Source organism: Bradyrhizobium sp. STM 3809, assembly GCF_000239795.1.
Taxonomy (GTDB): Bacteria; Pseudomonadota; Alphaproteobacteria; order Rhizobiales; family Xanthobacteraceae; genus Bradyrhizobium.
The window spans coordinates 1-10,944 of record NZ_CAFJ01000268.1 but is presented as its reverse complement, the minus strand read 5'-3'; the positions used below and the strand labels follow the sequence as shown (position 1 = coordinate 10,944).

At 68.5% G+C, this 10,944-nt stretch carries 10 protein-coding genes; 4 read left to right on the top strand and 6 right to left on the bottom strand.

Translation table 11 applies throughout. The features are described from left to right. Positions 1-294: 294 nt before the first annotated feature. Together BRAS3809_RS15205 and BRAS3809_RS15200 are read right to left on the bottom strand one after the other, a co-directional pair. On the bottom strand, positions 295-762 hold the full coding sequence (locus BRAS3809_RS15205; RefSeq protein ID WP_008963004.1) for a J domain-containing protein: 468 nt from the start codon (positions 760-762) through the stop codon (positions 295-297). A gap of 56 nt (positions 763-818) precedes the next feature. Further along, the gene (locus BRAS3809_RS15200; protein WP_008963003.1) at positions 819-1,157 is read right to left on the bottom strand and encodes a Rieske (2Fe-2S) protein; all 339 of its coding nucleotides are present in this window, start codon (positions 1,155-1,157) and stop codon (positions 819-821) included. Between the two features lie 11 nt (positions 1,158-1,168). Between BRAS3809_RS15200 and BRAS3809_RS36625 the strand changes: the two genes are divergently transcribed. Next, positions 1,169-1,333: a hypothetical protein gene (locus BRAS3809_RS36625; protein ID WP_170323291.1), complete on the top strand. Its 165-nt coding sequence runs from the start codon at positions 1,169-1,171 to the stop codon at positions 1,331-1,333. A 25-nt stretch (positions 1,334-1,358) separates the two neighbouring features. On the opposite strand, the gene BRAS3809_RS15195 is transcribed toward BRAS3809_RS36625, so the two are convergent. The 4 genes from BRAS3809_RS15195 to xylB all read right to left on the bottom strand — a co-directional run bounded on the left by BRAS3809_RS15195 (position 1,359) and on the right by xylB (position 6,544). Next, entirely contained in the window at positions 1,359-2,306 is a 948-nt protein-coding gene (locus tag BRAS3809_RS15195; RefSeq protein WP_008963002.1) for an ABC transporter substrate-binding protein, read from the bottom strand. A gap of 99 nt (positions 2,307-2,405) precedes the next feature. Next, positions 2,406-3,437, bottom strand: coding sequence for an ABC transporter permease subunit (locus BRAS3809_RS15190; RefSeq protein WP_008963001.1), 1,032 nt, complete (start codon positions 3,435-3,437; stop codon positions 2,406-2,408). Further along, a complete protein-coding gene (locus BRAS3809_RS15185) occupies positions 3,430-4,953 on the bottom strand; it encodes a sugar ABC transporter ATP-binding protein (protein WP_035656367.1) in 1,524 nt (507 codons plus the stop codon). Before BRAS3809_RS15185 ends, BRAS3809_RS15190 begins: the two co-directional genes overlap by 8 nt. 148 nt (positions 4,954-5,101) lie before the next feature. Continuing rightward, positions 5,102-6,544, bottom strand: coding sequence for a xylulokinase (gene xylB / locus BRAS3809_RS15180; protein WP_008962999.1), 1,443 nt, complete (start codon positions 6,542-6,544; stop codon positions 5,102-5,104). Positions 6,545-6,670: 126 nt separating this feature from the next. Here xylB and BRAS3809_RS15175 point away from each other — a divergent pair, with 126 nt between their 5' ends. From BRAS3809_RS15175 to BRAS3809_RS15165, 3 genes are all read left to right on the top strand, one after another. After that, complete coding sequence (locus BRAS3809_RS15175) at positions 6,671-7,507, top strand: SDR family oxidoreductase (protein ID WP_008962998.1); 837 nt, start codon at positions 6,671-6,673, stop codon at positions 7,505-7,507. Between the two features lie 106 nt (positions 7,508-7,613). After that, positions 7,614-8,948 carry an acyclic terpene utilization AtuA family protein gene (locus tag BRAS3809_RS15170; RefSeq protein WP_008962997.1) on the top strand — a complete coding sequence of 445 codons (1,335 nt, stop codon included), beginning with the start codon at positions 7,614-7,616 and terminating at the stop codon, positions 8,946-8,948. 84 nt (positions 8,949-9,032) lie between these two features. Beyond that, entirely contained in the window at positions 9,033-10,583 is a 1,551-nt protein-coding gene (locus BRAS3809_RS15165) for a GMC family oxidoreductase (protein WP_008962996.1), read from the top strand. Positions 10,584-10,944: the final 361 nt, after the last annotated feature.

Genomic DNA, 10,944 nt, shown 5'->3' with positions numbered 1-10,944 from the left:
TTCTTCTGACGGCTGGAAGCCGGGCCGGTCGGGCATGAGCGCCCCGGCCGGCCCGTGCGCCAGCCCATGTCGGCGCAGCCATCGTCATTGACGAGCGCAGTTTTGTGCTCGTCTCTTGCCCGCGTCGTCATGGCCGGGCCTGTCCCGGCCATCCACGTCGACCGACTTTCCGAGAACGGCGTGAATTCCCGGGACAGGCCCGGGCATGACGGAGCAACTAACAAGTAGGATCGTCCGCTGAATCTCCAAATGCGATAGCGGCCCGTCGATGGGCGCCCGGTCGCTTGGAACGTGCTAGTCCAGTTGCGCCAGCAGTGCCTCCCGTGCTTCGGAAATGCGCCGGTAGCGCTCGTTGCTGCCGCCGGCATCGGGGTGCGCTGATTTGGCGAGCCTCCGGAAGCCTGCATTGATCTCCGTCGCCGTCAGGCTGCCGCGCAGCGGCAGGTCGAGCAGCGCACGATGGGCCTCGTCGTCCTCGTCCTGCGTGAGCTGATCCAGCCATGCGCGCCTTGCCGCCCGTGCCGCGATGCGCAGGCCGTCCTGATCCTCGCGCCAGCGCTGCTGCGACATCACGAGGCAGGCGCCGAACGAGATCCGGCCGCGCGTCTCCAGCTCGTCGAGGCTGAACGGCCCGACGACGTCATAGGGCGGCGCGAGCGATGCCAGCCGGCCGGCGGCCCCGTCGATGATGGTGCCGAGCCGGACCGTATCGACGATCCCCATCGACCCGTTCCAGATCACCCATTCGGCGGTGCTCGTCATGCGGCCGCTCGTCCCGATGCAGCGTTCCGCTGCCCGCTCCTCACGACGCCCGCCCGTCAGGCCGGCGTCCGCGCCGGCTTCACCGGGCCGACATCGACCTGGATCTCGTCGCCGTCGATCTGCAGCGGATAGGAATGCAGCGCGTTGCGGACGAGATGCGTGACGCACTTGCCGTTCGCGCCGTCGAAGCCCCATTGATGGTGCGGGCAGGTGATGGTCTTGCCGTCGAAGCTCGCCTCGGTGAGCGGCACGTCGGCATGCGGACAGCGGCCGCGCCACGCCGTCAGCGTGCCGCCCGCGGGCCACAGCAGCAGCACGCTCTTCTTGCCGACCTGAAACAGGCCCATGCCGCCTTCGGAGATCGCGTTTGTCGGACAGACTGCTGTGAAAGCCATCGGAGCGCCCGGTGTTGATGCCGCTGGACGTGCTCTCGCAATTTCCGGACCAGTGGAAACAGCGCTGGAAACGGCGTCATCGGGCCAATCTGTGTCGCAAACGCGACAAGCCGCGCTGCTTGATCCCGACGCAAAAACGCCGCCCGTGGACGGGCGGCGCTGCTGTGATCGCGTGATCGCAAGCCGGATCGAAGCGACCGGCTACTCCTTCCGCTCGGACGTCCAGCCCTTGTAGTCGGCGACGTTGTCGCGGGTGATCAGCTTGGACGGAAGCAGTTCGACGGTCGAGGCCGGCTTCTGGCCGTTGAGCAGGCCGACGCCGATCTGCACGGCGCGGCGGGCCATGAAGAACGGATCCTGCGAGGCGGAGGCCTGGATCTGCGGGGTGGCGGGATCCTTGAGCGCGGCCTCGATGTCCGGGGCGCCGTCGACGGAGGTGATGATGATGCCGGTGCGCCCCTGCTGGCGCGCGGCGAGATCGGTGCCGATCGCCTGGGGATCGTTGATGGCGAACACCGCGTCGATCTTCGGGAAGCGCGTCAGATAGCCCTGCGCCACGGTGAGGCCGCCTTCGCGGGAGCCCTTGCCGTCCTGGTCGCTGGACAGCACCTTGATGCCGGGCGCCTTCGCGAACACGTTCTTGCAGCCGTTGACGCGATCGATGACGGCCGAGACCTGCGGACCGTTCTCGATGATGACGTCGCCTTTGCCGCCGAGCTTGTCGACGATGTACTGGCACGAGATCTCGCCGGCCTGCACGTTGTTGGTGGTGACGGTGGCGTCGGCGCCCTCGGCCGCGGTGTCGACCGCGACGACGAGAATGCCGGCGGCCTGCGCCTTCTTGATCGCCGGGCCGATCGCCTTGGGATCACCGGGGTTGAGCAGGATCATGTCGACGCCGGCGGCGATGAAATTGTCGATCTGGGTGACCTGCTTGCCGAGGTCGTATTCGAATCCGACCGCGGTGATCTTGACGTTGGGATTGGTCTTCTTGGCCTCGAACTCGGCGCCCTTCGACAGCGCGACGAAGAACGGGTTGCCGAGCGAGCCGAGCGAGACGCCGATCGATTTCAGCTCCTTGGCCGAGGACGGCGCGGAGCTCATGACAAGCGCCAGCGCGGCACCGGCGAGCGAAATGGTCTTCAACATGTGTTTCCTCCCTGGTCCTTCTTGAAACCCTGCGCACGGCGGACCAGCGGCCGTGGAAGAACGCTGAGGCCGGCCGCCGTGGCGGTCCGCCGAAACGTCTCAGGTACGGGCCGAGCCCTGCAGCCGGTAGCGGTCGAGCGCGACGGCGCCGATGATCACGAGGCCCTTGATGACGTATTGCCAGATGTCGGACACGCCAACCAATATGAGCCCGTTCGACAACACCGCGATGATGAGCGCGCCGACCAAGGTGCCCCAGATCGAGCCGATGCCGCCGACGAACGAGGTGCCGCCGAGAATGACCGCGGTGATCGCGTCGAGCTCGTAGGACTGGCCGAGCTGCAGGCCGTTGGCCGCGTAGAGCCGCGCCGCCTGCATGCCGCCGCCGAGGCCGGCGAGCAGGCCCGACATGCCGTAGACGAACAGCAGCACGCCCCAGACCTTGATGCCGGCGAGCCGCGCCGCGCTCTCATTGCCGCCGACCGCGTAGATGTGCACGCCGAGCACGGTGCGGCGCAGGATCAGCCACGAGCCGAAGATGACGAGCAGCGCGATCACCGACAGCCAGGGGATCGAGAGGACGCCGGGAATGATCGGCAGCGACGCGTTGCCGATGAAGGCATAGGGGATCGTCGGATTGAACACGGTGGTGTCGCCGCCCATCAGGCGGGCGAGGCCGCGCACGGCAGTCAGCGAGCCGAGCGTGACGATGAACGGCGGCAGCCTGAGCAGCGCGATCAGCGCGCCGTTGACGACGCCGAAGGCGAGGCCGGTGAGCACCGCGGCCGGCAGCCATAGCGCGCCGAGCTCCGGCATCTTCGACAGCGTGAGGCCGGCCATCGCAGCCGCGGCGAGGATCGAGCCGACCGAGAGATCGATGCCGCCGGTCAGGATGACGAAGGTCATGCCGGCGGCGAGCACGGTGTTGACCGCGGCCTGCTGCAGCACGATGCCGAGATTCTGACCGGTGAAGAAGCGGCCCTCGGACAGCATGTGGAAGCCGATGCACAGGATCAGCAGCACCGGCAGCATGCCGGCGGCGCGGATCATCAGCCGCAGGCGCTGCTGCTTGTTGTCGGAGGCGGACGGCAAGGTCGCGACCTTTGCTTGAGCCGAGCTGTTCTCAGGCATCGACGTGCTCCGTCCCGGTGGCCAGCGCCATGATGTCTTCCTGGGTGATGGGGGATGTCGTGCTCTGCCGCAGCTCGCCGGCGAGATGTCCCTCGCGCATGACGAGCACGCGGTCGCAGATGCCGAGGATCTCCGGCAGGTCTGACGAGATCACCAGGATCGCGGTGCCGGCCTTGGCGAGGTTGTCGATGATCGAATAGATCTCGGACTTGGCGCCGACATCGACGCCGCGCGTCGGCTCGTCCAGGATCAGGACCTTCGGCGCGGTCGCGAGCAGGCGCGACAGCAGCACCTTCTGCTGATTGCCGCCCGACAGTCCGCCGACGGTGACGCCGGGATTGGGCGCGCGGATGCCGAGCGCGCCGAACGCCTCGTCGGCCCGCGCGCGCGCCTTGTCGCGGTCGAGAAAGCCGCCGAGCCTGGCGTCGCGGCCGATCACCGCGAGGTTGATGTTGTCGGCGCAGGACATGTCGAGGAACAGGCCGAGCGCCTTGCGGTCCTCGGTGAGATAGGCGATGCCGGAATCGAGCGCGTCGCGCGGCGTGGCGATCTCGATGCGCTCGCCGTCGAGCTCGAGATGTCCGGTGGTCTTCGGCGTCGCGCCGATGATGAGATGCGCGAGCTCGGTGCGCCCGGCGCCGATCAGCCCGGCAAGGCCGACCACCTCGCCGGCATGCACCGTGAGCGAGCAGCCCTTGACGCGATGGCCATCGCCGAGGTTCACCGCCGTGAGCACGGCGCGGTCGCGCTTGGCATGCGGGTCGTGGTCCTTCTTGTAGAACGACGACACGTCGCGGCCGACCATCATGCGCACGATGCTGTCGGCGCGGATCTCCGGCTTGTCGAGCGAGCCGACCAGCCGGCCGTCGCGCAGCACGGTGACGCGATCGCCCAGCGCATAGACCTCGTCCATGCGGTGCGAGATGTAGATGATGGCGAGGCCTTCCGAGCGCAGCTGGCGGATCAGCGCGAACAGCTTCTCGCTCTCGCCCGCCGACAGCGACGTCGTCGGCTCGTCCATGATCAGGATTCTGGAGCGCGCATGCAGCGCGCGGGCGATCTCGACCAGCTGGCGCTGGCCCATCGACAGATCGGCGACCAGCGTCGACGCGGAGAAATCTGCGCCGAGCCGCTGCAGGATCGGGCCGACGGCCTCGCGCATCGCGTTGCGTGCCAGCAGGCCGGATTGCGACAGCTCGCGTCCGAGATAGATGTTTTCGGCGACCGTCAGGTTCGGCGCCAGCGACAACTCCTGGTAGATGATCGCAATGCCGGCATTGCGGCCGCCCATCGGACCCTCGATGCGCACGACCTGGCCGTCGATGCGGATCTCGCCGCCGGGATCGGGACGATAGGCGCCGGAGAGAATCTTCATCAGGGTGGATTTGCCGGCGCCGTTTTCACCCATCAGCGCGTGGACTTCGCCGGCATAGACGGTGAGGTCGACCTTCTGCAGGGCCTTGATGGCGAAGAATGACTTCGACACCCCGCGCATCTCGAGGATCGGACCGCTCATCGTGCCTCCCATGCACGTCGTCTTATCTGCCGCGGCTCGTTGATGTCGGCGCGGGGACGCCATTAAACTAGAGGCTGTTGCCGAATACAATATGAAAGACCATCGGCGTGCCCCGCGTCGCGGCGAGAGCCGGCCTATCTGTTTTTGGTCAGGGCCGGCGATAGAGGCCGCGCCAGCGCGGCAGCCGCTCGGCATAGTCGGCCGCGAGCCGGGGATCCGGCGCGAAGGATCGGACGCGCGCCGGCGGCGTGCAGACGCGGGCGATCTCTTCACCGGTCACGGCGAGGCGCGCCAGCCGCGCGGCGCCGAACGCGGCACCGGTTTCGCCATCCGCTAGCCGATGGATCGGAATGTTCAGGATGTTGGCCAGGATCGCGAGCCAGAGGTCGGAGCGCGAGCCGCCGCCGATCGCGTCCGCTTCGGCAATGACGAGGCCCGTGCCGGCCAAGGCATCGCGGCAATCGGCCAATGCGAAGCCGACGCCTTCCAGCACGGCCTGCACGATCGCGCTGCGGTCAGTCGCATGGCTCAGGCCATCGAGCAGTCCTCGTACGTTCGGATCGTCATGCGGCGTACGCTCGCCGGAGAGATAGGGCAGGAAGCTGACCGGCGAGGGCGCGGCCGGCGCTGCGCCCAGCGGCGCGAGCAGCTCGGCTTCGCTGGCGCCGAGCAGCCGCGCGAGCCAGGCGAGGCAGGAGGCGGCCGACAGCATCGCTCCGGCCTGCAGCCAGAGCGCGGGGATCGCGTGGCAGAAGGTGTGGACGATGCGCTCGGGATTGGGCGTGACCGACGCGACCGGCGTGATCACCGCGCCCGACGTGCCGAGCGTGATGAAGGTGGCGCCCGGCCGGATCGCGCCGATGCCAACCGCGCCGGCCGGGTTGTCACCGGCACCCCCGGCGATGAGCGGCCGCTTCGTCATGCCCCAGCGCGCGGCGAGCTCGGCGCGCAGCCGGCCCGCGGGTGCGCAGCCTTCGACGAGGCGCGGCATCTGCGCGCGCGCAAGGCCCGTGACGGCGAGAGCCTCGTCCGACCAGTCGCGCCGGGCCACATCGAGCCACAGCGAGCCGGAGGCATCCGAGACGTCCTCGATCGCCTCTCCCGACAGCACCAGCCGGACATAGGCCTTCGGCAGCAGCACGAGGCGCGTGGCCGCGAACATCTCCGGCTCGTGTTCCGCGATCCACACCAGCTTCGGTGCGGCGAAGCCCGGCATCGCCTTGTTGCCGGTGACCCGCCGCAGCGCCGGCCAGCGCTGTTCCAGCACCGCGCATTCGGCTGCCGAGCGGCCGTCGTTCCAGAGAATGCATGGTCGCAAGGGTGTGAGGCTGGCATCGAGCAGCACCGGGCCATGCATCTGGCCGGACAACCCGATGCCGGCAACCTGCGCCAGTTCGGCGGCATGATCGTCCTTCAGCGCATCGAGCGTGGCGAACACGGCGGCGATCCAGGCCGCAGGATCCTGCTCCGCCCAGCCCGGCTGCGGCACGTCGACATGCAGCGGCCGGCTGCGGCTCGCGATCACACGCTGTGCGTCGTCGACGAGAATCGTCTTGACGGCGGACGTGCCGAGATCGATGCCGAGATACATGACGCTCACGCCGCGGGCACGGTGAGGGATAGGGTGTGGAGCGATATCAGAGTCCCGCCGGCCTTGTCATCCGGTCGCGGATCATCGAAAGGCATGACAGAAGAGAACATTGCGAGGAGTTTCGACATGCAGCCATCCGCCCCATCGACCGAGCGCGCCGCGCGTCTCGCCGGACACTACGCGCTGGTGACCGGTGCCGCGCAGGGCATCGGCCGCGCCATCGCGGTGCGCTTCGCCGAGGAGGGGGCGCATGTCGCGATCAACTATGGCGGGCCGTCATCGTCGGGCGAAGAGACCCTGGCGCTGGTGCGGGCGGCGTCGTTCGCACGCGGCCATGAGGCCCGCGATCACTTCGCCGTGAAGGCCGACATCGGCGTCGAGGCCGACATCGCGGCCATGTTCGAGGCCGTGCTGGCGCGCTGGCCGCGGCTCGATTGCCTCGTCAACAATGCCGGCTTCCAGCGGGAGTCGCCGAGCGAGGCGCTCGACGTCGACACCTATCGCGCCATCCTCGAGGTCAATCTCAACGGCGCCGTGCTGTGCGCGCGCCATGCGCTGGCGCATTTCGTCGCGCGCGGCGGCGGCGGCAACATCATCAACACGTCGAGCGTGCATCAGATCATTCCGAAGCCGGGCTATCTCGCGTACTCCATCAGCAAGAGCGCGATGGCCGGACTCACCCGCACGCTCGCGCTGGAGTTCGCCGGGCGCGGCATCCGGGTCAATTCCGTCGGCCCAGGTGCGGTCGACACGCCGATCAACGCCGCCTGGACCGGCGATCCGGCCAAGCGGGCGGTTGTGGAATCCCACATTCCGATGGGGCGCGTCGCAAGCCCCGAGGAGATCGCCGGCGTGTTCGCGTTCCTGGCCTCGTCCGAGGCGAGCTACATCACCGGACAGACGATCTACGCCTGCGGCGGCATCACGCTGTTCGGCGAGTTCCGCGACAATTGGGCGAGCTGATCGCGGGCCGCGATGACCTGATCTGCGCAGGCCTGCTCTGGCAAGGCCCGTGCGAGACGGCTATCCTTCCGGACAGACGATGAAGAGAACTCGGGAGGAGCAGGCGATGCGCAGCATCAGGATCGGCGCCGGCGCCGGCTATTCCGGTGATCGCATCGAGCCGGCGGTCGAACTCGCCGAGAAGGGCGGGCTGGACTACCTGGTGTTCGAGTGCCTTGCCGAACGTACCATCGCGCTGGCGCAGCAGGCGCGCATCAGGGATCCGCAGGCCGGCTATGATCCGCTGCTCGCCGCCCGCATGCAGGCGGTGCTGCCGGTCTGCCGCGCCAACAACGTCCGCATCGTCACCAACATGGGCGCGGCCAATCCGCCCGCCGCGGCGGAAGCCACCCGCGCGATCGCACGCAAGCTCGGCTTCGCCGGGCTCAAGGTCGCGGCGGTCACCGGCGACGATGTGCTGGACCGGTTGAAGGCGAGCGAGGTCGCGCTCGACACCGGCGACACCGTCGCGGGCCTCGGCAACCGCATCGTCTCGGCCAACGCCTATGTCGGCGCGCGTGCGATTGCGGAGGCGCTGGCTGCCGGCGCAGACGTCGTGATCACCGGCCGTGCCGCCGATCCTGCGCTGTTTCTGGGTCCTTTGATTCACGAGTTCGGCTGGGCGATGGATGATTGGGACCGGCTCGGGCAGGGCACGGTGATCGGGCACCTGCTCGAATGCGCCGGGCAGATCACGGGCGGCTATTTCGCCGATCCCGGAGTGAAGGACGTGCCGGATCTCGCCCGCCTCGGCTTTCCCATTGGCGAGGTGCGCGAGGATGGCGAACTGATCGTGACCAAGGTCGCGGGCTCCGGCGGTTGCGTGACGTCGGCGACGGTGAAGGAGCAGCTGCTGTACGAGATCCATGATCCCGCCAGGTACTTCCAGCCCGATGTGGTGGCGGATTTCTCGCAGGTGACGGTCGAGGAGGTCGGCCCCGATCGCGTGAGAGTCCTGGGCGGCCGCGGCGCGCCGAAGACGGGGTTGCTGAAGACGTCGGTGGGCTATCTCGACTCCTATGTCGGCGAGGGGCAGATCTCCTATGCGGGACCCGGGGCCGTCGCACGTGGCCGCCTCGCCCTGGAGATCGTGCGCGAGCGGCTCGCCGCGACCGGCGTCGCGGTCAGCGAGTTGCGCTGCGACCTGATCGGGCTGAATGCGCTGCATGGCGACGCGCGCGGCGAAGGCCGCGAGCCCTCCGAAGTGCGCGTCCGCGTCGCCGGGCGGACCGAGACCATGGCCGAAGCGATCAGGATCGGCAATGAGGTTGAAACGCTCTACACGAATGGTCCCGCCGGCGGGGGCGGCGCATGGAAATCGGCGCGCGAGGTGATCGCCGTGGCGTCGTGCCTCGTTCCCGAGACTGCGGCGGAGCCCCGCATTGGCATGCTGGTGGCCTGAGTTTTCCAGGACTTCACGGATCGTCGCGGGTGGCGCAAGCTGCGTCGCTGAGTGCGACGACTGTGAGCTGTGGGATTTCACGCGATGTATGATGTCATTGTGGTTGGCGGCGGCTCTGCGGGCGCCGCCGTTGCGGCGCGCCTGTCCGAAGATCCGCACCGCCGGGTTCTGCTGCTCGAGGCGGGCGCCGACTGGCGGGCTGCCGAGGTGCCCTGGGAGATCGCGACGCCCAATCCGATCCCGATCATCCACGACCGTGCCTTCCAGGAAAAATGGCAGTGGCCGCAGCTGATGTCGCGCCGCGTCGCGGGGCAGGAGATGCGCTTCTACTGGCGCGGCAAGGGGCTCGGCGGCAGCTCGATGATGAACGGCCAGATCGCGATCCGCGGCGTCGCCGATGCGTTCGACGAATGGGCCGCCAATGGCTGCGCGGGATGGTCGGCCAAGGAGATCATGCCGCTGTTCTCGGTGATCGAGGATGATCTCGCCTTCGGCGACCACGAGGGACATGGACGCGGGGGGCCGCTGCCGGTGTATCGCGCGCCGCCGGAGCAATGGGGGCCGATCGATCGGGGCCTGCGCGACGCGGCGCTCGCGAGCGGCTATCGCTGGAGCGACGATCTCAACGGCCCCGATGGCGAGGGCGTCGCCTGCTATCCGATCAACAGCCGCGATGGCCGGCGCATCTCGACCAACGAGGGCTATCTGGAGCCGGCGCGGGGGCGCGCCAATCTCGAGATCCGCGGCCGGGCGCTGGTCGATCGGCTTCTGATCAGCGACTCCAGGGCCACCGGCGTGCGCGTCCACCTCGAAGGGGAAGGCGTGCGCGAGATCGCGGCGCGCGACATCGTGCTGTGCGCCGGCGCCATCCACAGCCCGGCGATCCTGCTGCGCTCGGGCATCGGTCCCGCGGCCGACCTGCGCGAGATGGGGATCGCCATGCAGCGCGACCTTCCGGTCGGCCGGCACTTCTTCGATCATCCGCTGTTCCGCACCACGATCCAGCTGCGCGAGGCGCTGCGTCCGACCGATCGCGACACGCGCCATACCAATTGCTGCGTCACCTATTCGTCGGGCCTCGCCGATGGCGGCAAGCGTGACATGATCCTGATCGCGTTCAACCATCGCGGCATCGGCGTGCCCGGCGCGATCGGCGCAGGCCTGTTCAACGCGTTCTCGCGCGGCACGCTCAAGCTGGCCTCGCCCGACCCGACCATCGATCCGATCGTCGAGGAGAACATGCTGGCGGATGTCCGCGACATCGCGCGGATGCGCGACGCGGTCAGGCGGCTGGCGGTGATCACGGTGCAGCCGGCGCTGCAAGAGATCGCCGAGTGGATCCGGCTCGGCGATACCCAGCTCACGCTGCCGCAGGCGGCGGCGCTGCCGGAGGCCGAGCTCGACGCATTGCTGCGCCAGGTCACGGGCGATATCCAGCATGCCGCGGGCAGCTGCCGCATGAGCGGATTCGACGACGCCGGCGGCGTGGTCAATCCCGATGGCACCGTCAAGGGCATCGATGGCCTGCGCGTCGCCGACGCCTCGATCATGCCGAGCGACTGTCGCGCCAACACGCATTTCACCACGGTCGTGATCGGCGAGGCGATCGCGCGGATGATGCGGCAAAAATCGTAGCCCGGATGAGCGGACGCCGGAGCCCGCAGGGCGACGGCGGACGCGACATCCGGGGTCTCACGAGGCGCCTATGTGAACCCGGATGTCGCCGCCGCTCATCCGGGCTACGCTCGTGCCGCCGGCGTCGCGCAGATCCTGAACCTCCCCCCCTCACCCTGAGGAGCCCGCCGTAGGCGGGCGTCTCGAAGGGCAAGGCCTCAGCTCGGGCCTCATGGTTCGAGACGCGCCTTCGGCGCTCCTCACCATGAGGGTTTGGCCCGGAATTCGGCGCGCGTTGGCGAGTGGCTGCATCCTGATGGATGAAGAGCAAGCGCCCGGATCGCGCGATTTGCTTCTCGGTTCACGAAAAACGTCACCTCCT